This is a genomic window from Pseudomonas sp. IzPS59, from assembly GCF_014863505.1.
Lineage (GTDB): Bacteria > Pseudomonadota > Gammaproteobacteria > Pseudomonadales > Pseudomonadaceae > Aquipseudomonas > Aquipseudomonas kribbensis.
In genome coordinates, this window is the sequence record NZ_CP062251.1 from 5,824,543 (window position 1) to 5,850,263 (window position 25,721).

Consider the following 25,721-nt stretch of genomic DNA (forward strand, 5'->3'; position numbering starts at 1 on the left):
CCGTTCCTTAAGCCGCATCGCGCTTGGCTTCGTTGCGGTAAGCCTCTACCGCCGCGATCAAGGCCTGAAGAATTTCCGCGCTTTCGCCGATCACCGACAGGTCGGCACGCTTGATCATGTCGCAGCCCGGATCGAGGTTGATCGCCACCACCTTGTCGCAGGCGCCGATGCCCTGCAGGTGCTGGATCGCCCCGGAAATCCCCACGGCCACGTAAACCCGCGCCGTGACCCAGGTGCCGGACGCGCCGACCTGGCGGTCGCGGGTCATGAAGCCGTCGTCCACCGCCACCCGCGAGGCGCCTTCGGTGGCGCCGAGAGCGGCGGCGGTCTTGTGGAAAAGCTCCCAGTCCTTGACCCCGTTGCCACCGGAGAAGATGAACTCGGCTTCGGCCATCGGAATCGCCGCCGGGTCCACCGCCACGGCGCCCAGATCTTCAATCCGCGACAGGCTGCGCGCGACGGGTGTGGATAACTCCACCGGCAGCGCTTCGTGACGGGTTTCGCTGACCGGTTCGGCACATTCGGCGGACGCCAGAATCAGCCGCGCCACCGGGCGGGCCAGATCCTGCAACCCGGCCCCGGCACGGCCGATGCACTCCTGATCCTTGACCTGCCACACCCGCGTGGCCGGTCGCTCGCCCAGTGCAGCGGCAAAGCGCCGGCCGAGTTCGCCGCCACCGCTGCGGCTGTCCGGCAGCAGCCAGTGCCGCGGGTTGAACTGGTTATCCACAGCCCGCAGGCCCTGGATCCGTTGTTCCGGTGCATAACCGCTGAATTCTTCGCCTTCCAGCACCAGCAAGCGGTCAACGCCCGCCGTGGCGAAAGCGTTTTCCTTGTGCTCGCCGAACACCACCGCCAGCACCGCGCCGTCGCTGCCGGCCAGTTGATGAGCCAGGCCGAGCAAGTCGCGGTCGTGGCTGCTCAAACGGCCGCCGACCATGTCCGGCACCACGCTGATGTAGAACGCCGGGGCCGGCACTTGATGCAGCGGCAATTGCACTTCGACCGCGGCCGAACGCTTGACCGCCCCACCCTGTTGGGCGCCGCTGCGGTCGATGCGCTTGATGCCGTTCGGCCCGATAAAGCCGATGCCGTGCAGGTTCTTGCGGATGATCCCGTTGGGCCCCATCCAGCTGTGTTGCGCCGGTTGCATGGCCGCGTGCAACGGATGCAGGCGGTTACGTGCGATCCATTCGGCGCGAGGGTCGCGGCGGATAATGTCGCTCATCAGTGGGCCTCCGCAGGTTCACGTTTGGCCGGGGTGGCAGGCTTGTTCGGCGCAGCGTCTTCGAGCAGCGCGTCGGCCACCAGTTCGGCGATGTCCTTGATCAGCGGACGCGGTTCGACCACGCCTTCGAGCATCGCCGTGCACTGTGGACAACCCACGGCCACCAGCTCGGCGCCGGTCTCGCGGATGTCTTCCATGCGCATGTCGGGGATCCGCTGCTTGCCCGGAATGTCGGTGATCGGCGCCCCGCCACCGCCGCCGCAGCAGCGGGAACGGAAGCCGGAACGTTGCATCTCTTTCACCTCGATACCGAGGGCGCGCAGCACTTCGCGCGGCGCCTCGTACTCGCCGTTGTAACGGCCGAGGTAGCACGGATCGTGATAGGTCACGCTGTTGCCTTTGTGCTGACCGAGGTTCAGCGCACCGGCCTGGATGATTTCCGCCAGATAAGTGCTGTGGTGCTGCACGAGGTAGTTGCCGTCGAAGGCGCCGTACTCGTTTTTCAGCACATGGAAACTGTGCGGGTCGCAGGTGACGATACGGTTGAAGCTGTATTTGGCCAGGGTCTGGATATTGCGCTTGGCGAGCAACTGGAAAGTCGCCTCGTCACCCAGACGGCGGGCCACGTCGCCGCTGTCGCGCTCTTCCAGCCCCAGCACCGCGAAGTCGACCTTGGCCGCTTTCAGCACTTTGACGAAGGCGCGCAGGGTGCGCTGGTTGCGCATGTCGAAGGCGCCGTCGCCAACCCAGAACAGCACGTCGGTGGATTTCTTCTCGCTGAGCAGGTTGAGGTTCAGGTCCGCCGCCCAGTTCATCCGCCCGCCCGGAGCGAAACCGCCAGGGTTGTCGGTGGCGATCAGGTTTTCGAGGACTTCGGCGCCCTTGTTCGGGGTCGCGCCTTTTTCCAGGGTCAGGTGACGACGCATGTCGACGATGGCATCGACGTGCTCGATCATCATCGGGCACTCCTCGACGCAGGCGCGGCAGGTGGTGCACGACCACAGGGTTTCAGCATCGACCAGACCGTTGACGATCGGTTGATGCGGATTGCCGCTGTGTTCGCCCACCGGTTTGCCCGGATACGGGCTGCCGGCGAACTGAGCATCAGTGCCGCCGGCGAGGCCGACGACCATGTCCTGAATCAGTTTTTTCGGGTTCAGTGGCTGGCCGGCGGCGAACGCCGGGCACGCCGCTTCGCACTTGCCGCACTGCACGCAGGCGTCGAAACCGAGCAACTGGTTCCAGGTGAAATCCTTGGGCTTTTCCACGCCCAGCGGCGCGGTCGGATCATTCAGATCCAGCGGTTTCAAACCGGTGGAACGGCCACCACCAAAACGTTCGGCGCGGCGGTGCCAGGCCAGGTGCAACGCACCGGCGAAGGCGTGCTTCATCGGGCCGCCCCAGGTCATGCCGAAGAACAGCTCCGACACGCCCCACAACACACCGACGCCGAGAATCGCCGCCAGCACCCAGCCGCCGAAGTTCTCCGGCAGGATCCCCGCCACCGGCAAGGTCACCAGGAAAAACGAGGCCGAGAACGCCAGCAGGCTTTTCGGCAGGCGCATCCACGGGCCTTTCGACAGCCGCGACGGCGGGTTGAGCCGACGCCGGTAAACGAAGATCGCCCCGACGAACATCACCGCCGTCATCAGCAGCAACGCGTAGCCGAGGATGCGGTTATGCAGGCCGAAACCGTGGACCAGAATCGCCAGCACGATCGACGCCACCGCCCCGCCCGCCGTGGCTACGTGGGTGTTGGCGATGTATTTGTCCCGCGCCACCACATGGTGCAGATCGACCATGTAACGCTTGGGCATGGCGAACAGGCCGCCGATCAGGTCGACCTTCGAGGCCCGGCCCCGGCGCCACATGGCCACCCGCCGCAACGCCCCCAGCACCGCGAGGGCCAGGGCTGCGAACAACAGGATTGGAAGAAGGGTGTTCAACATGGTGAAGCTCCCACCAGTACAGCCTGGAGAAACACGTTCGGCGTGTTCCTGTGGGAGCGAGCTTGCTCGCGAAAGCGCCGGGTCAGTCGATGCCGCGGTGACTGACAGAATGCATTCGCGGGCAAGCCCGCTCCCACAGGGTCATGTGCAAACCTTTAGAAGTCTTTGCACAACCGCAGGGCGTCATAGATCGCAGCGTGGGTATTACGCTGCGCCACGCAGTCACCGATGCGGAACAGCAGGTAACCGTCGCCATTGCTGCTCAACGAAGGTTGCGGCTGGATCGCGAACAGCGCCTCGACATCGATCTGGCCCTTGTTGCGCGAGCCGTCCTTGAGCGCGTAGTAGATTTCTTCGTCCGGGCGCACGCCGTTCTCGACGACCACCTGATCTACCACCCGCTCCTCTTTGGCGCCGGTGTATTCGTTCTCCAGCACAGCGACGAGTTTGTCGCCTTCGCGGTAGACCTTCTCCAGCATCATGTCGCCGGTCATGATCACTTCTTTCGGGTACATGCTGCGGTAGTAGGTCGGGAACGACGTACCGCCGATGGCCACGCCCGGCTTGATGTCGTCGGTGACGATCTCGACCTGGCTGCCCTTGTCGGCGAGGAAGTCGGCCACCGACATCCCGGTGAACTCGCAAATGGTGTCGTAGACCAGCACGTTCTTGCCCGGCGCGACCTTGCCGTCGAGCACGTCCCAGCTACTGACCACCAGCCCTTCGGCGGCGCCCCAGTGTTCGTTCTGCTCCAGATACGGATGCCCGCCCACCGCCAGCACCACGATGTCCGGACGCAGGTCCATGATGGTGTCGGCATCTGCGGCAGTGCCCAGACGCAGGTCGACTTTCAGCCGCGCCAGCTCCAGCTGGAACCAGCGCGTGATGCCGGCGATCTGGTCACGCTGCGGCGCTTTCGAAGCCGTGGTGATTTGCCCGCCGATGAATTCTTTCTTCTCGAACAGGGTCACGTCGTGGCCACGTTCGGCTGCCACGCGAGCAGCTTCCATCCCCGCCGGGCCGGCACCGACGATTACCACCTTGCGTTTCGGCCCGATGGATTTCTCGATGATGTGCGGCACACCCATGTATTCACGGGAGGTGGCGGCGTTCTGGATGCACAGCACGTCCAGACCCTGGTACTGACGGTCGATGCAATAGTTGGCGCCGACACACTGCTTGATCTGGTCGATCTGGCCCATCTTGATCTTGGCGATCAGGTGCGGGTCGGCGATGTGGGCGCGGGTCATGCCGACCATGTCGACGTAACCGCCCTCGAGAATCCGCGTGGCCTGGTTCGGGTCCTTGATGTTCTGCGCGTGCAGCACCGGAACCTTGACCACTTCCTTGATCCCGGCCGCCAGGTGCAGGAACGGCTCCGGCGGGTAACTCATGTTCGGAATCACGTTGGCCAGGGTGTTGTGGGTGTCGCAACCCGAGCCGACGACGCCGATGAAATCGAGCATGCCGGTGTCGTCGTAATACTTGGCGATCTGCTTCATGTCTTCGTGGGACAGACCATCCGGGTGGAACTCGTCACCGCAGATGCGCATGCCGACGCAGAAGTCGTCACCGACTTCGGCGCGCACCGCTTTCAACACTTCCAGACCGAATTTCATCCGGCCTTCAAAGGTGCCGCCCCATTCGTCGGTCCGCTTGTTGACCCGAGGGCTCCAGAACTGGTCGATCATGTGCTGGTGCACCGCCGACAATTCCACGCCGTCCAGGCCTCCGGCCTTGGCGCGGCGCGCCGCTTGCGCGTAGTTGCCGATCACCCGCCAGATTTCTTCCGGCTCGATGGTTTTGCAGGTCGCGCGGTGCACCGGTTCACGGATGCCCGACGGCGACATCAGGGTCGGCCAGTGGAAACCGTCCCAGCGGGAGCGACGGCCCATGTGGGTAATCTGGATCATGATCTTGGCGCCATGCTTGTGCATGGCGTCGGCGAGATTCTGGAAGTGCGGGATGATCCGGTCGGTGGACAGGTTCACCGAACTCCACCATTGCTGCGGGCTGTCGATCGCCACCACGGACGAACCGCCACAGATCGCCAGGCCGATGCCGCCCTTGGCTTTCTCTTCGTAGTATTTGACGTACCGTTCGGTGGTCATGCCGCCGTCGGTCGCGTAGACCTCGGCGTGCGCGGTGCTGAGCACGCGGTTGCGGATGGTCAGTTTGCCGATCTGGATCGGCTGGAACATTGCTTCGAAAGCCATGGCGGGTTCCTCGACTTACAACGGCTTGACGGTGAACAGGCCGTCGTCGTGGCCTTCTTCGGAGCCACCGTAGACCTGCTCGGCCACGGTGCGGATCTTGCTGCCGCGAGCGGCGAGGATCTGATCCATCGCCCCGGCAAACCAGCCGGTGAACATGTAGTCGACCTTGCGCCCGACCTTGCCGTAGACGTAGACGAACGCCGAGTGTTCGAGCTTGACGCTGCAGGTGCCTTTGTCGAGGTCGATGTCCTGGATCTTGAACAGGCCCCAGCCGCGCTGCGACAGACGCTTCATGTAGTGTTCGAACACCGCGACGCCTTCCAGGCCGTGGCACTCGGCTTCTTTTTCGCACCAGTGCCAGGCGGATTTGTAGCCGGCCTTGTAGAGGATTTCGGCGTAGGCGTCGGCGCCCAGCACTTCCTCGATGCCCATGTGGTTGTTGACGAAGAAATGCCGCGGCACGTACAGCATCGGCAGGGCGTCGGAGGTCCAGACACCGGTCTCGCTGTCGACTTCGATTGGCAATTGCGGGGCGATCTTGGCCATGGAAACTTAACTCCAGAAAAATTTGGGTGTTGCCCCCGGCGCGGACGGCCGGGGGAAAGTATTCGGGAAGCGGCGGCTTATTCGCCCCAGACGTCTTTCAGGACGTTGACCCAGTTTTCGCCCATGATCTTGCGCACCACACGTTCGGAGTGGCCACGCTTGAGCAGGGTTTCGGTCAGGTTCGGGAACTCGCCGACGGTGCGGATGCCCAGCGGGTTGATGATCTTGCCGAAGTTGGTCAGACGGCGGGCGTAGCCCTTGTCGTGGGTCAGGTATTCGAAGAAGTCCTGACCGTGACCCTGGGTGAAGTCGGTGCCGATGCCGATGGCGTCTTCGCCGACGATGTTCATGGTGTATTCGATGGCTTCGGCGTAGTCGTCGATGGTCGAATCGATGCCCTTGGCGAGGAACGGCGCGAACATGGTCACGCCGACGAAACCGCCGTGGTCGGCAATGAACTTGAGCTCTTCATCGGACTTGTTGCGCGGGTGCTCTTTCAGCCCCGACGGCAGGCAGTGGGAATAGCAGACCGGTTTTTTCGATTCGAGGATGACTTCCTCGGAGGTCTTGGAGCCGACGTGGGACAGGTCGCACATGACGCCGACGCGGTTCATCTCGGCGACGATTTCGCGACCGAAGCCCGAAAGGCCGCCGTCACGTTCGTAGCAACCGGTGCCCACCAGGTTCTGGGTGTTGTAGCACATCTGCACGATGCCGACGCCGAGCTGCTTGAACACCTCGACATAGCCGATCTGGTCTTCAAAGGCGTGGGCGTTCTGGAAGCCGAAGAGGATGCCGGTCTTGCCCTGCTCCTTGGCCTTGCGGATGTCGGCGGTGGTGCGGACGGGGATCACCAGGTCGCTGTTTTCGCGGATCAGTTTCTGGCTGGCGGCGATGTTGTTGACCGTGGCCTGAAAGCCCTCCCACACCGACACGGTGCAGTTGGCCGCCGTCAGACCGCCCTTGCGCATGTCTTCGAACAGCTCGCGGTTCCATTTGGCAATGATCAGACCGTCGATAACGATGCTGTCGGCGTGTAATTCGGCTGGGCTCATCAGGCGTCCCCTTGATTGGCGATTCATGCGCCGAATCGTCTGCCGGCGCTTTGGGGCCAGCATATGCCTCGGTGCGCGACCAGCCGGGTGCAAAAACGACAGGGGAATTGCCGAAAGCGTCAATCCGCGACAAAGCGTCGCCAACCGGTCCGACCAGCCACCTGTTCAAGCCCGCGAGCTTGAGCCAGAATCTGGCGCATCTCGGAAACACCACTGGATTAGAGCGGCGACATCAATGAAATCGATCTTCCTGGCTTTGGCACTGATTGCGACCGGCGTACACGCCGCCGAAGAGTCCGACAACAACCCGTGCGACGCGGTGGAAAACGACGTCCAGACCCTGGAATGCTCGACCTACAGCCGCACCACCGCCGAAGACCTGCTCAAGGACAACTACAAAAGCCTGAACGAGCGCATGCAAGCGACCTACGGCAAAAACCCGGCGCAACTGGCCGACATCACCGCCAAACTCAAGACCGCCCAGCAACAATGGCTGAAAACCCGCGACGCCGACTGCGCCGTGGAAGCCTTCCCGTCGACGGACGGCAGCAAGGCGTTCAAGATTGCGCAGAATGATTGCGTGGCGCGGATGAGTGACGAGCGGTCGGAGTTTTTGGAGTCGATTGGGCAGGAGTGAGGGCTTGAGCTGTAAGCTGCACCTCTTCAGCCAATCAAGGGATTCACATGAACATCTGCGGTATCGAAATCAAAGGCAGTGAAGCGATCATCGCCGTGGCGTCCCTCGACGGTTCGGTGCTGAGCCATGTCGCTCTGAGCACCAAGAAAATCGCGCTGGACGATGACGACGAGGCGGCCAACGTCAAACTGTTCGCGGCTCAGGTGGCGTCGTTCGTGCGCGAGAACTCTATCGATCGCATCGCGATCAAGAAGCGCAGCAAGAAGGGCGAATTTGCCGGTGGGCCGACCACGTTCAAGATCGAGGGCGTGTTTCAGTTGCTGGACGGTTGCGAGGTGATCCTGCTGTCGCCGCAGACGATCAATGCCCAGGCCAAGAAGCACAATTTCGAGCTGCCGGGCACGCTGAACAAGTATCAGCATGAGGCTTACAAAGCGGCCTGCTCGGCTTTGATGAAGAAGTAACTCAGGCCTGAGCAGTACGCCGGTCCTCTCGTGGACACCGGGCAAACTTCGCCCGGTAGCTGCGGGTGAAGTACGACGGTGATTCAAACCCGCAGGCGATGCTGACTTCCAGCACGCTCATGTCGGTCTGGCGCAGCAATTGCCGGGCCTTTTCCAGTCTTAAGCGCAGGTAGAAATTGCTCGGCGTGTCGTTCAGATGCAGCCGAAACAACCGCTCCAGTTGCCGCCGCGTCACCTTGATCGATTCCGCCAGTTCCAGGGTGGTCAGCGGCGGTTCGCTGTGCTGCTCCATTTCGCCGATTACATGCACCAGTTTCTTGTTGCTGATGCCGTAACGCGTGGCGACTTCCATGCGCTGGTGGTCCTTGCGCGGACGAATCCGCCCCAATACAAACTGCTCGCTGACCTGGATCGCCAGTTGCGGGCCGTGGGCCTGGGCGATCAGGTCGAGCATCAGGTCGATGGAGGCGGTGCCGCCAGCGGACGTGATGCGCCGACGGTCGATCTCGAACAGCTCCTGGGTGACGCTGAGCTGTGGATAAGATTCCTTGAAGGCGTCGATGGCTTCCCAGTGCAGGGTCAGGCGATGACCATCGAGCAGGCCCGCCTCGGCGAGGACGAAGCTGCCGGTGTCGATGGCGCCGAGGGTCACGCCTTCGTTATCCAGGCGTCGTAGCCAATGCTCCAGCGCCGGGGTGGCGAATTTCAGCGGTTCGAAACCGGCGACTACCAGCAACGTCGCCCCTTTCTTCAGCGGCTCCAGCGCCGCGTCGGCGTTGACCGACATCCCGTTGCTCGCCAGCACCGCCCCGCCATCGGCACTCAACACGTGCCAGCGATACAACTCGCCGCGAAAGCGGTTGGCCACCCGCAGCGGTTCGATCGCAGAGATGAAACCGATGGCGGAAAAGCCCGGCATCAACAGAAAGTAGAAATCCTGGGACATGGTGCGCACTCGATCAGCGGGTAGCGTGCAACGTTGATACGCCAGTTGTCGGCGGCATTCAAGAGCACAGGTCGCTGCAGTGCAAGAGCTGGTCGCCGCAGTGCGTTTTTACGGGGGCATTGCTGCGTAATTTGAGCATCACCGGCGCATCAGACGCCGGGACCCACAATAACGACCTGCCGAGGAACCCGACATGAAACGACTGATCAGCAGCTGTGTTCTCGCACTCAGCGGTACCGCGTTTTTAAGCGCCAGTGTCATGGCGGCCGAACCTGCCTCGTGCCAGAACGTGCGCATGGGCGTGGTGAACTGGACCGACGTGATCGCCACCAGCGCCATGACTCAGGTTCTGCTCGACGGCCTCGGCTACAGCACCAAACAGACCAGCGCCTCCCAGCAAATCATCTTCGCCGGCATCCGCGACCAGCGTCTGGATCTGTTCCTCGGCTACTGGAACCCGCTGATGACCCAGACCATCACTCCGTTCGTCGATGCCAATCAGGTCAAAGTCCTTCCGGCGCCGAGCCTGAAAGACGCCCGCGCCACTCTCGCCGTCCCGACCTATCTGGCAGACAAGGGCCTGAAAACCTTCGCCGACATCGCCAAGTTCGAGAAAGAACTGGGCGGCAAGATCTACGGCATCGAGCCAGGCTCGGGTGCCAACACCCAGATCAAGGCGATGATCGCCAAGAACCAGTTCGGCCTCGGCAAGTTCCAGCTCGTGGAATCCAGCGAGGCCGGCATGCTCGCCGCCGTCGACCGCGCGGTGCGCCGCAAGGAAGCCGTGGTGTTCTTCGGCTGGGCGCCGCACCCGATGAATGTCAACGTGAAGATGACCTATCTGACCGGCAGCGACGACGCCCTCGGCCCGAACGAAGGCATGGCCACCGTGTGGACCGTCACCGCGCCGAAATACGCCGAACAATGCCCGAACGTCGGTCGCCTGCTGAGCAACCTGACGTTCACCGCCGAAGACGAGAGCCGGATGATGCAGCCGCTGCTCGATCACAAGGACGCTTTCGAATCGGCCAAGCAATGGCTCAAGGATCACCCGCAGGACAAACAGCGCTGGCTCGAAGGCGTCACCACCTTCGATGGCAAACCGGCGGCTGAAAACCTCCAGCTCACCAGCAAATAAACCGCAGCGAACGAACCACTTCGCAGCCCACCACGGGCTGCGAACAGACCCATCACGCCTGAAGGAAAACGCACCATGAACCACGACGTCATCATCACCTGCGCACTCACCGGTGCTGGCGACACGACCGCCAAGAGCCCTCATGTGCCGGTCACTCCAAAGCAGATCGCCGCAGCCGCCGTCGAAGCGGCCAAGGCCGGCGCCACCGTCGTGCACTGCCACGTCCGCGACCCGCAGACCGGCAAGTTCAGCCGTGACGTGGCGCTGTACCGCGAAGTCATGGAGCGCATCCGCGAAGCCGACGTCGACATCATCGTCAACCTCACCGCCGGCATGGGGGGCGACCTGGAAATCGGCCCGGGCGAGAACCCGATGGAGTTCGGCCCGAACACCGATCTGGTCGGCCCGCTGACCCGTCTGGCCCACGTCGAGGAGCTACTGCCGGAAATCTGCACCCTGGATTGCGGCACCCTGAACTTCGGCGACGGCGACACCATTTACGTCTCCACTCCGGCCCAGTTGCGTGCCGGCGCCAAGCGCATCACCGAGCTGGGCGTGAAGGCGGAGCTGGAGATTTTCGACACCGGTCACCTGTGGTTCGCCAAACAGATGATCAAGGAAGGCCTGCTCGACAACCCGCTGTTCCAGCTGTGCCTGGGCATCCCGTGGGGCGCGCCGGCGGACACCACCACCATGAAAGCCATGGTCGACAACCTGCCGGCCGACGCCGTGTGGGCCGGGTTCGGCATCGGCCGGATGCAGATGCCGATGGCCGCGCAAGCGGTGCTGCTTGGCGGCAACGTGCGGGTAGGCCTGGAGGACAACCTGTGGCTGGACAAAGGCGTACTGGCGACCAACGGCCAACTGGTCGAGCGCGCCACCGAGATCCTCAGCCGCCTCGGCGCCCGGGTGCTGACCCCGGCTGAAGGCCGCAAGAAGATGGGCCTGACCCAGCGCGGATGAAATCACCCTTTCCCCCGGTGGGCGGGCCATTGGCGCCCACCGTTTTTTTGCCTCATTCCAGGAAGTGACCATGAGCTTTATCACCGAAATCAAAACCTTCGCAGCACTGGGCAGCGGCGTCATCGGCAGCGGCTGGGTCGCTCGCGCCCTCGCCCACGGCCTCGACGTGGTGGCCTGGGACCCGGCGCCGGGTGCCGAAGCGGCGCTGCGCAAACGCGTGGCCAATGCCTGGGGCGCGCTGGAGAAAAACGGCCTGGCGCCGGGCGCTTCGCAGGATCGCCTGCGTTTTGTGGCGACCATCGAAGAGTGCGTGCGCGATGCGGATTTCATCCAGGAAAGCGCCCCGGAACGTCTCGAACTGAAACTGGAGCTGCACAGCAAGATCAGCGCGGCGGCCAAGCCGAATGCGCTGATCGGTTCCAGCACTTCCGGCCTGTTGCCGAGCGAGTTCTACGAGAGCTCGACCCACCCGGAGCGTTGCGTGGTCGGTCACCCGTTCAACCCGGTTTATCTGCTGCCGCTGGTGGAAGTGGTCGGTGGCAAAAACACCGCGCCGGAAGCGGTTCAAGCGGCAATGAAAGTCTACGAATCCTTCGGCATGCGCCCGCTGCATGTACGCAAGGAAGTGCCGGGCTTCATCGCCGACCGCCTGCTCGAAGCGCTGTGGCGCGAGGCGCTGCACCTGGTCAACGACGGTGTGGCGACCACCGGTGAAATCGACGATGCGATCCGCTTTGGCGCCGGTCTGCGCTGGTCGTTCATGGGTACGTTTTTGACTTACACCCTGGCCGGTGGCGATGCCGGCATGCGTCACTTCATGTCGCAGTTCGGTCCGGCGCTCCAGCTGCCGTGGACGTACCTGCCGGCACCGGAACTGACCGACAAGCTGATCGACGATGTGGTGGATGGCACCAGCGATCAACTGGGCCGCCACAGTATTTCGGCGCTGGAGCGCTATCGTGATGATTGCTTGCTGGCGGTGCTTGAGGCGGTGAAGACCACCAAAGAAAAGCATGGAATGAGTTTCAGCGAGTAATTGCAGATTGAGCGTTCCCGCGCAAAGCGCGGGAGCGCTCGTGCCCGGAGATAAATATGCCCACCCTCACCACCTACCAGACCCGCATCATCCCCGACTGGGTCGACTACAACGGCCACCTGCGCGATGCCTTCTACCTGCTGATCTTCAGTTACGCCACCGACGCCCTGATGGATCGTCTCGGCATGGACAGCAACAACCGCGAAGCCAGCGGCCACTCGCTGTTCACCCTCGAACTGCACCTCAACTACCTGCACGAAGTGAAGCTCGATGCCGAGGTCGAAGTGCGCACGCAAATCATCGGCCACGACCAGAAACGCCTGCACCTCTATCACAGCCTGCACCTGGCCGGCGGTGACAAGGAACTGGCCGGCAACGAACAGATGCTGCTGCACGTTGACCTCGCCGGGCCGCGTTCGGCTCCGTTTACCCCGGACACCCTGGGCCGTCTGCAAGCCATCGTCGCCGAGCAGGCCGACCTGCCCGCTCCCGCTTATATCGGCCGGGTCATCGCCCTGCCACCAGCCCGGTAAATCCATCCATCGCAAGGAGCCGCCATGCAAACCGCCGCCGCAGTTGCCGATTTCCGTACTTATCCGTTGATCAGCGCGCTGAACGGCGTGCAGAACCTGGCGGATCGCGTCCTGATCGAATGGGCCGACGGGCGCGTCAGCCCGTTCCACCATGTGTGGCTGCGGGACAACTGCCCGTGTCCGCACTGCGTCTACAGCGTTACCCGCGAGCAAGTGTTCGAGATCGTCGATGCGGCGCAGGATCTGTCGCCCTCCGCCGCGCACATCGACACCGATGGCTGCCTGCGCATCGACTGGCAGGACGGCCACCTCAGCCGCTTCGATGCCGGATGGCTGCGGGCCCACGCCTATGACGACGAGACCCGCGCCGAACGCCTGGCCGCCAAGCCAAAAGCCTTTCTGTGGCACAGCGATTTGCAGTTGCCGGTGTTCGACTATTCAGCGCTGATGAACGACAACGCGGCACTGCTGCAATGGTTGCTGGCGGTACGTGACATCGGCCTGACCCAGGTGCGCGGCGTGCCCACCGAACCAGGCTCGCTGAAGCTGATCGCCCAGCGCATTTCGTTCATCCGCGAGAGCAATTTCGGCGTGCTGTTCAACGTGCAATCCAAGGCCGACGCCGACAGCAACGCCTACACCGCATTCAACCTGCCATTGCACACGGACCTGCCGACCCGCGAGCTGCAACCGGGGCTGCAATTTCTGCATTGCCTGGTGAACGAAGCCGAGGGTGGCGAGAGCATTTTCGTCGACGGTTTTGCGATTGCCGAAGCGTTGCGCCAGGAAGATCCCGCGTCGTTCAAGGCGCTGTGCGAGATCCCGGTGGAGTTTCGCAACAAGGACCGCCACAGCGACTATCGCTGCCTCGCGCCGGTCATCGCCCTCGACGCCTTGGGCCGGGTTGCAGAAATCCGCATGGCCAACTTTCTGCGCGGCGCATTCGACACGTCCGTGGAGCAAATGCCCCTGCTGTATCGAGCATATCGACGCTTCATCGCCATGACCCGCGAGCCGCGCTTCCGGGTGCTGCAACGGCTCAATCCCGGCGAGTTGTGGTGCTTCGACAACCGTCGCACCCTGCATGCGCGCAATGCGTTCGACCCGTCCACCGGGGTCCGGCATTTTCAGGGCTGCTACATCGACCGGGACGAGTTGTTGTCGCGGATTCTGGTGCTGCAACGCTAGACCGCGTCATCGTTATTCGCAGGCAAAAAAAGCCCCGATACAAGCCGTGACAGGATCGGGGCGAGGGTACTGTTGAGGAGCTGCCATGCCGAGGGTGACCAAACCTTCGTGAAGCGAGCTGAGGCCAGTGTGCCCACTCCCCTGGCCGGCGAGTTAGCCGAAAACGACCTGTTCATAGTCGTCGCGGCCACTGCGACAAATCGCCCTTGCCGTGCCTGTACAGGCCTACCAGAATCGAGTCACGACCTCCGTTGCCAAAGAAGGATTCGCGTCATGATGTATGCCGATTTGATCGATCAGGAAGACCTGTTGGGCCAACTCAAGTCGTTGGGATTCGAAGTACCGTCGGGCTCTACCGCACAGCAAGCCTGCGAGTGCGCCGTGCGCGGTCTGGACGATGTGCGGGCCAACACGCTGCGCACCATGGTCAAGCAGATGTACACCAGCAGCGCGAGTATCCAGCCGATCGTGCGTGAAGCCATCGACAAGCAGTTGCTGCCGGCCCTGGCGCAGTACCAGCAGACCCGCGCCTGATACCTGACCGAAAAAAAGATCGCAGCCTGCGACAGTGCCTTTCCTGAAGGCACTGTCGCAGGCTGCGATCTTTCGTTTTAGAGACGCACGCTGGCGAAGGTCGATTCGTTGCGCGCCTGGCTCAGCGCCGACATCGGCCCGGACAGCGGCGACATCACGATGGCCTGCGGCAGCGGCAGCATCGCCACCTGCTGGGTGGTGTTGGAACCGACGCGCTCGTCTCGCGGTGGAATGCCGAAGTATTCGCGGTAGCACTTGGAGAAGTGCGGCGTCGACACGAAGCCGCAGACCGACGCCACTTCGATGATCGACATCGGCGTCTGCTTGAGCAGTTGCCGTGCACGGATCAAACGCAGCTTGAGGTAGTAGCGCGACGGCGAGCAGTGCAGGTATTTCTGGAACAGGCGCTCGAGCTGGCGACGGGACACGGCGACGTACACCGCCAGTTCGTCGAGGTCGATCGGCTCTTCCAGGTTGGCTTCCATCAGCGCGACGATTTCCTGCAGTTTCGGCTGGTTGGTGCCGAGCATGTGCTTGAGCGGCACGCGCTGGTGATCCTGCTCGTTACGGATACGCTCGTAGACGAACATTTCCGAGATCGCGGCGGACAGTTCACGGCCGTGATCGCGGCTGATCAGGTGCAGCATCATGTCCAGCGGCGCGGTGCCGCCGGAGCTGGTGAAACGGTTGCGGTCGAGGGTGAACAGACGGGTGCTCATCGCCACGCGCGGGAAAGCTTCCTGCATTGCCGCCAGACATTCCCAGTGCACGCTGCAATCGAAGCCGTCGAGCAGGCCGGCGCAGGCCAGGGCCCAGCTGCCGGTGCACACGGCGCCGAGGCGACGGGACTGGCGCGCCTGGCTTTGCAGCCACGAGACGTGTTCACGGGTAACGGTGCGTTGAATGCCGATCCCGCCGCACACGATGATGGTGTCGAGGGTCGGGGCTTTGTGCATGGAGGCGTCGGGGGTGATCTGCAGACCGTCACTGGCCCAGACCTGGCCACCGTCGACGGTGAGGGTGGTCCAGCGATACAGCTCGCGACCGGACAACTGGTTGGCCATGCGCAGCGGTTCGACTGCGGAAGCCAGGGAAATCAGCGTGAAATTGTCCAGCAGCAGAAAGCCGATGGATTGAGGCGCACGGTTCTGGGGTTGAGCCCCGGAGTTGAACGACGTCATCGCGGTATCTCCTCACACAAAGCAGGTGATGGCCTCAGGCGGAGGCTCTTGTTATTGCCATCGTTCTCTTGCGTGAGACGGGGCTTTGTTATGACAGAGCAATTGCCATGCCTAAAATTGAATGGCTGTTCAATAACTCCTGAAAACGACGTCGCGACGCGTCTATACAAGCCGTCCGACGAAAGGTTGTTCGAAGTGCCATCAGCGGCGGTGAAAGCCCTGCCCCGGCGTGCGTGAGCAGATCGGTAGCACTTGTGGGAACAGGGCTGCGGGGGATTGTCCTACAGTGTCACCGCTGGCACGGATGACGGACGGTAGCCGGCGCGAATCCGGGCATGTTGGTGGGAAACACTCTTATCTGATTGCGACGCGCCAAAAGGTGGCGCGTTTTGATTCCGGTGTGCACTTAACGCGCAGTTTTGACTGGTCCGACCTCATCGCTGGCAAGCCAGCTCCCACAGTTTGTTTGGTGTTGCTGCTATTTTGGTAACACCTCAAAACCCTGTGGGAGCTGGCTTGCCAGCGATTGGGGCGACTCGGTATCAGCACTCCACCGCGCTGACCGCCAATCCACCCCGTGAAGTTTCCTTATATTTGTCATGCATGTCGGCGCCGGTATCGCGCATGGTGCGGATCACCCGGTCCAGCGAAATAAAGTGCTGGCCATCGCCGCGCAAGGCCATCTGCGCCGCGTTGATCGCCTTCACCGCCGCAATCGCATTGCGCTCGATGCACGGCACCTGGACCAGACCGCCCACCGGGTCGCATGTCAGGCCGAGGTTATGCTCCAGGCCGATTTCCGCCGCGTTGCACAATTGCTCCGGGCTTGCGCCAAGGATTTCCGCCAGCCCTGCCGCCGCCATTGCGCAGGCCGAACCGACCTCGCCCTGACAGCCGACTTCGGCGCCGGAGATGGAGGCGTTCTTCTTGCACAGAATCCCCACCGCCGCCGCGCCGAGGAAATAATCCACCACGTTGGCGTCGGTCACCGCTTCGCTGAATTTCATGAAGTAGTGCAACACCGCCGGAATGATCCCGGCCGCGCCGTTGGTCGGCGCCGTGACCATGCGCCCGCCGGCCGCGTTTTCTTCGTTCACCGCCAGGGCGAACAGGTTGACCCACTCCATGGCGCTGAGGGTCGAGCCGATCACGTTGGGCTTGTTCAGTTCCTGAAGACTGCGGTGCAACTTGGCCGCACGCCGGCGCACGTTAAGACCGCCCGGCAAGATGCCTTCGTGCTTGAGGCCCTGCTCGACACAATCCTGCATCGCCCGCCAGAGTTTCATCAGCCCGGCGCGGATTTCCTCTTCGCTGCGCCAGACTTTCTCGTTGGCCATCATCAGTTCGGCCACGCGCAGGTTGTTCTGCTTGCACAACTCCAGCAGTTCGACGGCGCTGGAGAAGTCATAGGGCAATTCGGTGCGATCCAGATCTACCACACCGCTGGACGCCTGCGCCTCATCGACGACAAAACCGCCGCCGACCGAATAGTAGGTGTCGCGATGAATCTCGCCGTGATCGCCTTCGGCAACCAGGGTCATGGCGTTGGGGTGGAACGGCAGGTTCTCGTCGATCAGGCGCATGTCGCGGCCCCATATAAAAGGCACCGACAAACGACCATCCAGTAAAAGGGTGTGGGTTTCGCGCAAGGCCTGGATCCGCGGGCCGATCTGCGACGGGTCGATCGCATCCGGCCACTCGCCCATAAGGCCCATGATTACCGCGTTGTCGCTGCCGTGACCGACGCCGGTGGCCGACAGCGAACCGAACAGTTGCACTTCAATCCGCCGCACTTGTTCCAGCAGAAATTTGTCGCGCAGCGACTCGACGAACAGCGCCGCGGCGCGCATCGGCCCGACGGTGTGGGAACTGGAGGGACCAATGCCGATTTTGAACAGGTCGAAAACGCTGATAGCCATTGATGCAGAGCTCCTGAGAGTGCCGGTCCGGGGCGTGAAGCGCCCGCTGGCGGAGCTGCTACGCTCAAGCTGCGATCCGCCGGAGTGCCCGCATCATCAGGCTTTTCCCGGGTCGCACGGCGTCTGACACCGACGCACTCATGCCCACGAACGCCGTGCCGGTTTTCGCCCGTGTTTTCGCCGTTTTTATGCGGTTCAGATGGCCAAACGGGGCTGAAAAAAGCTGTAAACGACGTCACTGACACTGGATGCGACCATCCCTGTACTGGATACGACGCACCCTGTAGGCGTCAGATTTTCACTGGTACATGATCGTATCGACTCGATTGCAAGGCGCCGTGACAGAGCTGTCTCCAGAACGCCATCCAACCGCAACCTATAAGTGCGGTGGTCCAGTCGGAACACTGCCAAAAAAAACACCAAGGAGTCCATCCATGAAAGGTTCCCCGTCGTTGTTGTTGGCCGCCATGCTGAGTCTGCCGTTACTGGCTCAAGCCGCAGAACCGGCGCAGTGCAGTACCGTTAACTTCTCCGATGTCGGCTGGACCGACATCACCGCAACAACCGCGACCACCAGCGTGGTGCTCGACGCCCTCGGCTACAAGACCAAGACCACCATGATCTCCGTGCCCGTGACCTACAAGTCGCTGGCCGACGGCAAGAACATGGACGTGTTCCTCGGCAACTGGATGCCGACCATGGAAAACGACATCAAGGCCTACCGTGATGCCGGCACCGTGGAAGTGGTGCGCACCAACCTCAAGGGCGCCAAATACACCCTCGCCGTGCCGCAGGCGCTGTACGACAAGGGCCTGCATGATTTCGCCGACATCGCCAAATTCAAGAAAGAGCTCGACGGCAAGATCTACGGCATCGAGCCTGGCAACGACGGCAACCGCCTGATCCAGAGCATGATCGACAAGAACGCCTTCGGCCTGAAAGACGCTGGCTTCAAGGTCGTCGAATCGTCCGAGGCGGGCATGCTCTCGCAGGTCGACCGTGCGCAGAAGCGCGACACCGCCGTGGTGTTCCTCGGCTGGGCGCCGCACCCGATGAACAAGCGCTTCAAGATTCAATACCTGACCGGCGGCGACGACTTCTTCGGCCCGGATTTCGGCGCCGCCACCGTCGCGACCAACACCCGCAAGGGCTACGTCGAAGAATGCAGCAACGTCGGTCAGTTGCTGAAGAATCTGGAGTTCACCGTCGACATGGAAAGCACCCTGATGGGCAACATCCTCGACGACAAGATGAAGCCTGACGCGGCCGCCAAGGCCTGGCTGAAAAAGAATCCACAGGTGCTCGATACCTGGCTCGCTGGCGTGACCACCATTGACGGTAAACCTGGCCTGGAGGCCGTGAAAGCCAAGCTGAATCAGTAATCGCTTATGCCGGACGGCTCCGGCCGTCCGGGCTGTTTATTTCCTTGCATGCGGACGTTCACTACCATGCTGATTGATCAGAAAATCCCTTTAGGCCAGTACATCGCGGGCTTCGTTGAATGGTTGACGCAACACGGCGCCAGCACCTTCGACGCAATCGCCGTGACCCTGGAAACGATGATCCACGGCGTGACGTTTGCGCTGACCTGGTTCAACCCGCTGGTGTTGATCGGCCTCATCGCTCTGCTCGCGCACTTCATTCAACGCAAATGGGGCCTCACCGCCTTCGTGATCGCCTCCTTTCTGCTGATCCTCAATCTGGGGTACTGGCAGGAAACCATGGAAACCCTCGCCCAGGTCATGTTCGCGACCCTGGTCTGCGTGGTCATCGGCGTGCCGCTGGGCATCGTCGCCGCGCACAAACCGATGTTCTACACTTTGATGAGGCCGGTGCTCGATCTGATGCAGACCGTACCGACCTTCGTTTACCTCATTCCTACCCTGACCCTCTTCGGGCTGGGCGTGGTTCCGGGCCTGATCTCCACGGTGGTGTTCGCCATCGCTGCGCCGATCCGCCTGACCTACCTGGGCATCCGCGATGTCCCGGAAGAACTGATGGACGCCGGCAAGGCCTTCGGCTGCTCGCGTCGCCAACTGCTTTCACGGATCGAACTGCCCCACGCCATGCCGAGCATCGCAGCCGGCATCACCCAGTGCATCATGCTGTCGCTGTCGATGGTGGTGATCGCGGCACTGGTGGGCGCCGACGGACTCGGCAAACCGGTGGTCAACGCACTGAACACTGCTGATATCGCCCTGGGCTTCGAAGCGGGCCTGGCGATCGTACTGCTGGCGATCATGCTCGACCGTATCTGCAAACAACCCGACGCCAAAGTAGGGGGTGACGCATGAGCATAATCCGCTTCGACAACGTAGACGTTATCTTCGCCAAGGATCCACGCGAGGCACTCAAGCTGCTGGATCAGGGCATGACCCGTAACGAGATTCTGAAAAAGACCGGGCAGATTGTCGGCGTTGAAAAAGCCAGCCTGGACATCGAGAAAGGTGAAATCTGCGTACTGATGGGTTTGTCCGGCTCCGGCAAATCCAGCCTGCTGCGCTGCATCAACGGCCTCAACACCGTGAGCCGCGGCAAGCTGTTCGTCGAGCACGAAGGCAAGCAGATCGACATCGCCTCCTGCAGCCCGGCCGAACTGAAGATGATGCGCACCAAGCGCATTGCGATGGTGTTCCAGAAGTTCGCCCTGATGCCCTGGTTGACCGTGCGCGAGAACATCAGCTTCGGTCTGGAAATGCAGGGCCGTCCCGAGAAAGAACGTCGCAAACTGGTGGATGACAAGCTTGAGCTGGTGGGCCTGACCCAGTGGCGCAACAAGAAACCCAACGAACTGTCCGGTGGCATGCAGCAGCGTGTGGGCCTGGCCCGAGCCCTGGCGATGGACGCCGACATTCTGCTGATGGACGAACCGTTTTCGGCCCTCGACCCGCTGATCCGCCAGGGCCTGCAGGACGAATTGCTGGAACTGCAACGCAAGCTGAGCAAGACCATCGTGTTCGTGAGCCACGACCTCGACGAGGCGCTGAAACTCGGCAGCCGCATCGCGATCATGAAAGACGGCCGGATCATCCAGTACAGCGTGCCGGAAGAGATCGTGCTCAACCCTGCGGACGACTACGTGCGCACCTTCGTCGCCCACACCAATCCGCTCAACGTGCTCTGCGGGCGCAGCCTGATGCGCACCCTGGACAACTGCAAACGCATCAACGGTTCTGTGTGCCTCGATCCGGGCGGCGATTCGTGGCTGGACCTGGCCGAAGGCAACACCATCAAGGGTGCACGCAAGAACGGCTCGGTACTTGACCTGCAGAACTGGGTGCCGGGGCAAGCGGTGGAAGGTCTGGATCGTCGTCCGACGCTGGTGGACTCGAACATCGGCATGCGTGACGCGCTGCAGATCCGTTACCAGACCGGCAACAAGCTGGTGCTGCACGACAACAATCATGTGGTGGGGATTCTCGGGGACAGCGAGCTGTATCACGCGCTGCTCGGCAAGAACCTGGGGTAAAGACAGCAGACACAAAAACGCCGCGAGAGGATCGCGGCGTTTTTGTTTTCATCATTCCCACGCAGAACGTGGGAATGAACAATCGCTTTTAGCTGTACACCCGGCCAAGGAGCTGCCGATGGCTTTCAAACTGATCGAGCACATCGCGTGTGATCTGATCCTGCGTGAAGCCCATCAGGTCGTAATCCTGGCTGCCGTTGTGCAGGTACACCTCGGCGCGGTAGTAACGCTGGCGCGCTTCATCGGACTGGGCCGATTCGGTCGGGGTCGCCAGATAGCCGTCCAGGCTCACTTCGTAGACAAAAGGGTTGCCCTCTTCCATCTCGACGCGCACGCCCATGCAACGCTTGGATTTACCCAGCAGCGTTTGCACTTCCAGGCCTTGGGTACGCAGCTGTGCAGCCGCATCGTCCAGCGCCGGGGTGACGTGTTTGTCCATGAAGCGCTGCACCACCGATTGGCTCGGTTGCAGATCCAGCTGAGTCAGGCGCTCGCTGAAACCACGACGACCGCGTTCAGCCAGTTGCGCCTGCTCCTGTTCGATCTGCATGTCCTGGCGCATCGCCTTGTGCAGGCCGAACATGAAGCACACCAGCACCACCGAGAACGGCAGACCGGCCAGCACCACCATGGTTTGCATGGCTTCGAAGTTACCGGCGAACAGCAGACCGATGGTCACCAGGGTGATCACGACCGACCAGAAGATCCGCAGCCAGTGCGGGGCGTCTTCATCGACAGTGCCGCCCTTGCAGGAAAGGTTGGCCATCATCACCGCGCCGGAGTCGGCCGGGGTCAGGAACAGCACGAAACCTACGAAGATCGACACACCGATGACGACTTTCGACGCCGGGTAGTGTTCCAGCAACTGATAGATCGCCATCGACGGCTGTTCCAGCGCCGTCTTGCCGAGTTCCACAGCACCGTGGTTCATCACCAGGTCCAGTGCCGAGTTACCGAAGATCGACAGCCACGCCAGGGTGAAGCCCAGCGGAATCAGCAGCACGCCGGCCACCAGTTCACGCACGGTACGGCCACGGGAAATACGCGCGATGAACATGCCTACGAATGGCGCCCAGGAAATCCACCATGCCCAGTAGAACAGAGTCCACAGGCCCAGCCAGCGGTCGGACTTGGCACTGTCGCCTTCATAGACGTACAGGTCGAAGGTCTTCATGACCACGCCGTTGAGGTAGTCGCCGATGTTCTGCACGAAGCCGTTGAGCAGGTGCAGGGTCGGGCCGAACAGCAGCACGAAAATCAGCAGGCCGCTGAAAAGAATGATGTTGAGGTTGGACAGACGACGGATGCCGTTTTCCACGCCGGACACGGCAGCGATGGTCGCCACGGTGCTCATCACGATGATCACGATCAGCAGGTTGGTGTTGCTGTGCTCCATGCCGAACAGGTTTTCCAGGCCCGAGGACACTTGCAGCGAGCCGATCCCCAGGTTGGTCACCAGACCCAGCAGGGTCACGAACATGCCGAAGCCGTCTACCGCATGACCGGCAGCGCCCTTGACCCAACGCTCGCCCACCAGCGGGTACAGCGCCGAACGCAGTGCCAGCGGCTGGTTATGACGGTAAGCGAAATAAGCCACGGCCAGACCGACCAGCGCGTAGATAGCCCAGCCGTGCAGGCCCCAGTGCAGGAAGGTCAGCTGGACAGCCTGACGCGCCGCCAGGTTGGTGGCCGATGCGCCTTCCGGCGGGTTGAAGTAGTGATCCAGTGGCTCGGACGCGCCGAAGTACAGCAGCGAAATACCGATACCCGACGAGAACAGCATCCCCGCCCAGGCGCCATAGCTGAAATCAGGGGTGTCGTCCTTGCTACCCAGTTTGAGTTTGCCGTAGGAGGAAAACGCCAGGCCCACCACGAAAACGAGGTAAGCGGCGATCACCACCATGTAGTACCAGCCGAAGCTGCGGGACAACCAGGCCTGAGCCACTCCCAACATTCTGCCGGCCTCTTGCGGGGCGATGATCAGAATGGCGGTCAACAACAGAATCAGCACGGTAGAGGTGTAGAACACCCAACCGTTGACCGTCACCTTCTCGGGCGGGGTCTTTATAAGCGAGGCAGAACTCATGGCACAAATGCTCCAGGCAGTGCGAGAGAAGAACACAAGGCAACACGGAACCCGACCAATCGGTTAGTTGGCAGCCGACCGGCGGGTGATATAAAGACACCCCGAAAAAAGCCCGAACCTGCAGAGATGGCACCGCGAATCGCCGTCGTGGCCGAGGTCCGGACGTTCATCCGAAACCTGGCCTCGAGCGTCTTGCCCATTCAACACGTCCATCGAACGTCGAACCGCGCCTTGCCCCGCGCAGGTTTCGAGCATTTTCGGATGTCGGTTTATCGCCACTTACTCGTAGGAAAAATCTGTAGGCAGCGACGATTTGTCGCAGATCTTATTCTTTGTTGATTGAACGTTCAATCAAAACAAAATAGACTGGCCCTCAATCCGATCGGCGTTTATCGCCCGTCGGAAGGCCTAAGGAGATGTGCAAGATGCCCAAGGTCGGTATGCAACCCATCCGCCGCCAACAACTGATCGAAGCCACTTTGCAGGCCGTCGATCAGGTCGGAATGGGGGACGCCAGCATTGCGCTGATCGCCCGTCTGGCCGGTGTCTCGAATGGCATCATCAGTCACTATTTTCAGGACAAGAACGGCCTGATTGCCGCCACGATGCGGTATCTGATGAGCGTCCTCAGCGAGAACGTCACCGCGCGCCGTCAGGCGCTGGCAGACAGCAGCCCCCGGGCGCATCTGCAGGTGATCATCGAAGGCAACTTCGACGCCAGCCAGGTCAATGGCCCGGCAATGAAAACCTGGCTGGCCTTCTGGGCCACCAGCATGCACCAGCCGTCTTTGCACAGGTTGCAGCGGATCAACGATCACCGTCTGTATTCCAACCTGTGCTGCGAGTTCCGCCGTGTGTTGCCGCTCGAAGATGCGCGCACCGCCGCCCGTGGACTGGCAGCTCTCATCGACGGCTTGTGGTTGCGCGGCGCGCTGTCGGGAGACGCTTTCGACACTGCGCAGGCGCAACAGATCGCTTACGAATACATGGATTTCCAATTGGCCAAGAAGGTGAGCTAGAGCACACAGAAAACGCTCGGCCCCTGAACGCCACCGCAGCCTGATCGCGGTGGTCAACGCCAACCACTTATGCACTTGCGAGGACACTATGGCCCGTTTCGAACTGCAAAAACTCTACATCGATGGCGCGTACTCCGACGCCGGCAGCGATGCCACCTTCGAAGCCATCAACCCGGCTAACGGTGAAGTCCTCGCACAAGTGCAACGTGCGACCAAGGAAGACGTCGAGCGCGCAGTAGTCAGCGCCGAAAAAGGCCAGAAAATCTGGGCCGCGATGACCGCCATGGAGCGTTCGCGCATCCTGCGTCGCGCCGTCGACATCCTGCGCGAGCGCAACGATGAACTGGCTGCACTGGAAACCCTGGACACCGGTAAAGCCTTCTCCGAAACCAAGTACGTCGACATCGTCACCGGCGCCGACGTGCTGGAATACTACGCAGGCCTGGTACCCGCCATCGAAGGCGAGCAGATCCCGCTGCGTGACACCGCATTCGTCTACACCCGTCGCGAGCCGCTGGGCGTGGTTGCCGGTATCGGTGCGTGGAACTACCCGATCCAGATCGCCCTGTGGAAATCCGCTCCAGCCCTGGCGGCCGGTAACGCGATGATCTTCAAGCCAAGCGAAGTCACCTCGCTGACCACCCTGAAACTGGCCGAGATCTACACCGAAGCCGGCGTTCCAAATGGCGTGTTCAACGTACTGACCGGCAGCGGCCGTGAAGTCGGCACCTGGCTGACCGAACACCCACGCATCGAAAAAATCTCCTTCACCGGCGGCACCGACACCGGCAAGAAGGTAATGGCCAGCGCTTCGGCTTCGTCGCTCAAAGACGTGACCATGGAACTGGGCGGCAAGTCCCCGCTGATCATCTGCGACGACGCCGACCTGGATCGCGCCGCCGACACCGCCATGATGGCCAACTTCTACAGCTCCGGTCAGGTCTGCACCAACGGCACTCGCGTATTCGTGCCGAGCCACCTGAAAGCCGCTTTCGAAGCCAAGATCGTCGAGCGCGTTGCGCGCATCCGCGTTGGCAACCCGGAAGACGAAAACACCAACTTCGGCCCGCTGGTCAGCTTCGCGCACATGGAAAACGTGCTGGGCTACATCGCCAAGGGTAAAGAAGAAGGCGCCCGCGTTCTGTGCGGCGGCGAGCGCATGACCGACGGCGAATTCGCCAAGGGCGCGTTCGTGGCACCGACCGTGTTCACCGACTGCACCGACGACATGACCATCGTCCGTGAAGAAATCTTTGGCCCGGTGATGGCGATCCTGACTTACGAAACCGAAGAAGAAGTGATCCGCCGCGCCAACGACACCGACTTCGGCCTGGCCGCCGGTATCGTCACCCGCGACCTGAACCGCGCCCACCGCGTGATTCATCAACTGGAAGCCGGTATCTGCTGGATCAACGCCTGGGGCGAGTCCGACGCAAAAATGCCGGTCGGCGGTTACAAGCAGTCGGGCGTTGGCCGTGAGAACGGCATCAGCTCGCTGAACAACTTCACTCGCATCAAATCGGTACAGGTCGAACTGGGCGATTACGTCTCGGTGTTCTAAGACCCGCCATCGTGCGCTGCCCGCGAAGCTGCCTTCGCGGGCATGTCTGATCG

Annotated in this window: 22 protein-coding genes; 13 read left to right on the forward strand and 9 right to left on the reverse strand. The window is 61.9% G+C overall.

The window, feature by feature from the left end; translation table 11 throughout:
- Positions 1 to 7: 7 nt before the first annotated feature.
- From IF189_RS26195 to IF189_RS26215, 5 genes are all read right to left on the reverse strand, one after another.
- A complete protein-coding gene (locus tag IF189_RS26195; protein ID WP_192552467.1) occupies positions 8 to 1,228 on the reverse strand; it encodes an electron transfer flavoprotein subunit alpha/FixB family protein in 1,221 nt (406 codons plus the stop codon).
- Complete coding sequence (dgcB, locus tag IF189_RS26200) at positions 1,228 to 3,177, reverse strand: dimethylglycine demethylation protein DgcB (protein WP_192552468.1); 1,950 nt, start codon at positions 3,175 to 3,177, stop codon at positions 1,228 to 1,230. The genes IF189_RS26195 and dgcB overlap by 1 nt, the downstream gene beginning before the upstream one ends.
- A gap of 155 nt (positions 3,178 to 3,332) precedes the next feature.
- A complete protein-coding gene (gene dgcA / locus IF189_RS26205) occupies positions 3,333 to 5,393 on the reverse strand; it encodes a dimethylglycine demethylation protein DgcA (RefSeq protein WP_192552469.1) in 2,061 nt (686 codons plus the stop codon).
- 15 nt (positions 5,394 to 5,408) lie between these two features.
- A complete protein-coding gene (locus tag IF189_RS26210; protein WP_007959778.1) occupies positions 5,409 to 5,939 on the reverse strand; it encodes a DUF5943 domain-containing protein in 531 nt (176 codons plus the stop codon).
- Between the two features lie 77 nt (positions 5,940 to 6,016).
- Complete coding sequence (locus IF189_RS26215; RefSeq protein WP_007959776.1) at positions 6,017 to 6,994, reverse strand: dipeptidase; 978 nt, start codon at positions 6,992 to 6,994, stop codon at positions 6,017 to 6,019.
- Between the two features lie 235 nt (positions 6,995 to 7,229).
- Between IF189_RS26215 and IF189_RS26220 the strand changes: the two genes are divergently transcribed.
- Both IF189_RS26220 and IF189_RS26225 read left to right on the forward strand, forming a co-directional pair.
- Entirely contained in the window at positions 7,230 to 7,631 is a 402-nt protein-coding gene (locus IF189_RS26220; RefSeq protein WP_134828668.1) for a lysozyme inhibitor LprI family protein, read from the forward strand.
- Positions 7,632 to 7,678: 47 nt separating this feature from the next.
- Positions 7,679 to 8,095 (forward strand): DUF3010 family protein, encoded by a 417-nt coding sequence (locus tag IF189_RS26225; protein WP_192552470.1) that lies wholly within the window; start codon positions 7,679 to 7,681, stop codon positions 8,093 to 8,095.
- A gap of 1 nt (position 8,096) precedes the next feature.
- Here the strand turns inward: IF189_RS26225 and IF189_RS26230 are convergent, their stop codons facing one another.
- Positions 8,097 to 9,041 (reverse strand): GlxA family transcriptional regulator, encoded by a 945-nt coding sequence (locus IF189_RS26230; protein WP_085688589.1) that lies wholly within the window; start codon positions 9,039 to 9,041, stop codon positions 8,097 to 8,099.
- Between the two features lie 193 nt (positions 9,042 to 9,234).
- Between IF189_RS26230 and IF189_RS26235 the strand changes: the two genes are divergently transcribed.
- The 6 genes from IF189_RS26235 (at position 9,235) to IF189_RS26260 (ending at position 14,433) form a co-directional block, all read left to right on the forward strand.
- Positions 9,235 to 10,179 (forward strand): choline ABC transporter substrate-binding protein, encoded by a 945-nt coding sequence (locus IF189_RS26235; protein ID WP_192552471.1) that lies wholly within the window; start codon positions 9,235 to 9,237, stop codon positions 10,177 to 10,179.
- Between the two features lie 75 nt (positions 10,180 to 10,254).
- Positions 10,255 to 11,142: a 3-keto-5-aminohexanoate cleavage protein gene (locus IF189_RS26240; protein ID WP_064380223.1), complete on the forward strand. Its 888-nt coding sequence runs from the start codon at positions 10,255 to 10,257 to the stop codon at positions 11,140 to 11,142.
- 70 nt (positions 11,143 to 11,212) lie between these two features.
- The gene (locus IF189_RS26245) at positions 11,213 to 12,178 is read left to right on the forward strand and encodes an L-carnitine dehydrogenase (protein WP_192552472.1); all 966 of its coding nucleotides are present in this window, start codon (positions 11,213 to 11,215) and stop codon (positions 12,176 to 12,178) included.
- A gap of 56 nt (positions 12,179 to 12,234) precedes the next feature.
- On the forward strand, positions 12,235 to 12,711 hold the full coding sequence (locus IF189_RS26250) for a thioesterase family protein (protein ID WP_064380221.1): 477 nt from the start codon (positions 12,235 to 12,237) through the stop codon (positions 12,709 to 12,711).
- Between the two features lie 24 nt (positions 12,712 to 12,735).
- Positions 12,736 to 13,899 (forward strand): gamma-butyrobetaine dioxygenase, encoded by a 1,164-nt coding sequence (locus IF189_RS26255; protein WP_192552473.1) that lies wholly within the window; start codon positions 12,736 to 12,738, stop codon positions 13,897 to 13,899.
- 273 nt (positions 13,900 to 14,172) lie between these two features.
- Positions 14,173 to 14,433 (forward strand): hypothetical protein, encoded by a 261-nt coding sequence (locus IF189_RS26260; RefSeq protein WP_085688602.1) that lies wholly within the window; start codon positions 14,173 to 14,175, stop codon positions 14,431 to 14,433.
- A 77-nt stretch (positions 14,434 to 14,510) separates the two neighbouring features.
- On the opposite strand, the gene IF189_RS26265 is transcribed toward IF189_RS26260, so the two are convergent.
- Positions 14,511 to 15,614 (reverse strand): GlxA family transcriptional regulator, encoded by a 1,104-nt coding sequence (locus tag IF189_RS26265; RefSeq protein ID WP_134828354.1) that lies wholly within the window; start codon positions 15,612 to 15,614, stop codon positions 14,511 to 14,513.
- Positions 15,615 to 16,156: 542 nt separating this feature from the next.
- On the reverse strand, positions 16,157 to 17,533 hold the full coding sequence (locus IF189_RS26270; protein WP_192552474.1) for an L-serine ammonia-lyase: 1,377 nt from the start codon (positions 17,531 to 17,533) through the stop codon (positions 16,157 to 16,159).
- 434 nt (positions 17,534 to 17,967) lie between these two features.
- Here IF189_RS26270 and IF189_RS26275 point away from each other — a divergent pair, with 434 nt between their 5' ends.
- The 3 genes from IF189_RS26275 (at position 17,968) to choV (ending at position 21,002) form a co-directional block, all read left to right on the forward strand.
- On the forward strand, positions 17,968 to 18,915 hold the full coding sequence (locus tag IF189_RS26275) for a choline ABC transporter substrate-binding protein (protein WP_134828356.1): 948 nt from the start codon (positions 17,968 to 17,970) through the stop codon (positions 18,913 to 18,915).
- A gap of 66 nt (positions 18,916 to 18,981) precedes the next feature.
- Complete coding sequence (gene choW, locus IF189_RS26280) at positions 18,982 to 19,827, forward strand: choline ABC transporter permease subunit (protein WP_085709139.1); 846 nt, start codon at positions 18,982 to 18,984, stop codon at positions 19,825 to 19,827.
- On the forward strand, positions 19,824 to 21,002 hold the full coding sequence (gene choV, locus IF189_RS26285) for a choline ABC transporter ATP-binding protein (RefSeq protein ID WP_085709138.1): 1,179 nt from the start codon (positions 19,824 to 19,826) through the stop codon (positions 21,000 to 21,002). Before choW ends, choV begins: the two co-directional genes overlap by 4 nt.
- A gap of 88 nt (positions 21,003 to 21,090) precedes the next feature.
- Here the strand turns inward: choV and IF189_RS26290 are convergent, their stop codons facing one another.
- Entirely contained in the window at positions 21,091 to 23,031 is a 1,941-nt protein-coding gene (locus IF189_RS26290) for a BCCT family transporter (RefSeq protein ID WP_240789169.1), read from the reverse strand.
- 482 nt (positions 23,032 to 23,513) lie between these two features.
- Between IF189_RS26290 and betI the strand changes: the two genes are divergently transcribed.
- The gene (gene betI / locus IF189_RS26295) at positions 23,514 to 24,107 is read left to right on the forward strand and encodes a transcriptional regulator BetI (RefSeq protein ID WP_085688616.1); all 594 of its coding nucleotides are present in this window, start codon (positions 23,514 to 23,516) and stop codon (positions 24,105 to 24,107) included.
- An 88-nt stretch (positions 24,108 to 24,195) separates the two neighbouring features.
- The gene (gene betB, locus IF189_RS26300; RefSeq protein ID WP_085709136.1) at positions 24,196 to 25,668 is read left to right on the forward strand and encodes a betaine-aldehyde dehydrogenase; all 1,473 of its coding nucleotides are present in this window, start codon (positions 24,196 to 24,198) and stop codon (positions 25,666 to 25,668) included.
- Positions 25,669 to 25,721: the final 53 nt, after the last annotated feature.

What these genes read in the sequence shown, in the direction of transcription:
- IF189_RS26195 (WP_192552467.1), bottom strand. Translation starts at nt 1,228, where the DNA reads ATGAGCGACATTATCCGCCGCGACCCTCGCGCCGAATGGATCGCACGT.
- dgcB (WP_192552468.1), bottom strand. Translation starts at nt 3,177, where the DNA reads ATGTTGAACACCCTTCTTCCAATCCTGTTGTTCGCAGCCCTGGCCCTC.
- dgcA (WP_192552469.1), bottom strand. Translation starts at nt 5,393, where the DNA reads ATGGCTTTCGAAGCAATGTTCCAGCCGATCCAGATCGGCAAACTGACC.
- IF189_RS26210 (WP_007959778.1), bottom strand. Translation starts at nt 5,939, where the DNA reads ATGGCCAAGATCGCCCCGCAATTGCCAATCGAAGTCGACAGCGAGACC.
- IF189_RS26215 (WP_007959776.1), bottom strand. Translation starts at nt 6,994, where the DNA reads ATGAGCCCAGCCGAATTACACGCCGACAGCATCGTTATCGACGGTCTG.
- IF189_RS26220 (WP_134828668.1), top strand. Translation starts at nt 7,230, where the DNA reads ATGAAATCGATCTTCCTGGCTTTGGCACTGATTGCGACCGGCGTACAC.
- IF189_RS26225 (WP_192552470.1), top strand. Translation starts at nt 7,679, where the DNA reads ATGAACATCTGCGGTATCGAAATCAAAGGCAGTGAAGCGATCATCGCC.
- IF189_RS26230 (WP_085688589.1), bottom strand. Translation starts at nt 9,041, where the DNA reads ATGTCCCAGGATTTCTACTTTCTGTTGATGCCGGGCTTTTCCGCCATC.
- IF189_RS26235 (WP_192552471.1), top strand. Translation starts at nt 9,235, where the DNA reads ATGAAACGACTGATCAGCAGCTGTGTTCTCGCACTCAGCGGTACCGCG.
- IF189_RS26240 (WP_064380223.1), top strand. Translation starts at nt 10,255, where the DNA reads ATGAACCACGACGTCATCATCACCTGCGCACTCACCGGTGCTGGCGAC.
- IF189_RS26245 (WP_192552472.1), top strand. Translation starts at nt 11,213, where the DNA reads ATGAGCTTTATCACCGAAATCAAAACCTTCGCAGCACTGGGCAGCGGC.
- IF189_RS26250 (WP_064380221.1), top strand. Translation starts at nt 12,235, where the DNA reads ATGCCCACCCTCACCACCTACCAGACCCGCATCATCCCCGACTGGGTC.
- IF189_RS26255 (WP_192552473.1), top strand. Translation starts at nt 12,736, where the DNA reads ATGCAAACCGCCGCCGCAGTTGCCGATTTCCGTACTTATCCGTTGATC.
- IF189_RS26260 (WP_085688602.1), top strand. Translation starts at nt 14,173, where the DNA reads ATGATGTATGCCGATTTGATCGATCAGGAAGACCTGTTGGGCCAACTC.
- IF189_RS26265 (WP_134828354.1), bottom strand. Translation starts at nt 15,614, where the DNA reads ATGACGTCGTTCAACTCCGGGGCTCAACCCCAGAACCGTGCGCCTCAA.
- IF189_RS26270 (WP_192552474.1), bottom strand. Translation starts at nt 17,533, where the DNA reads ATGGCTATCAGCGTTTTCGACCTGTTCAAAATCGGCATTGGTCCCTCC.
- IF189_RS26275 (WP_134828356.1), top strand. Translation starts at nt 17,968, where the DNA reads ATGAAAGGTTCCCCGTCGTTGTTGTTGGCCGCCATGCTGAGTCTGCCG.
- choW (WP_085709139.1), top strand. Translation starts at nt 18,982, where the DNA reads ATGCTGATTGATCAGAAAATCCCTTTAGGCCAGTACATCGCGGGCTTC.
- choV (WP_085709138.1), top strand. Translation starts at nt 19,824, where the DNA reads ATGAGCATAATCCGCTTCGACAACGTAGACGTTATCTTCGCCAAGGAT.
- betI (WP_085688616.1), top strand. Translation starts at nt 23,514, where the DNA reads ATGCCCAAGGTCGGTATGCAACCCATCCGCCGCCAACAACTGATCGAA.
- betB (WP_085709136.1), top strand. Translation starts at nt 24,196, where the DNA reads ATGGCCCGTTTCGAACTGCAAAAACTCTACATCGATGGCGCGTACTCC.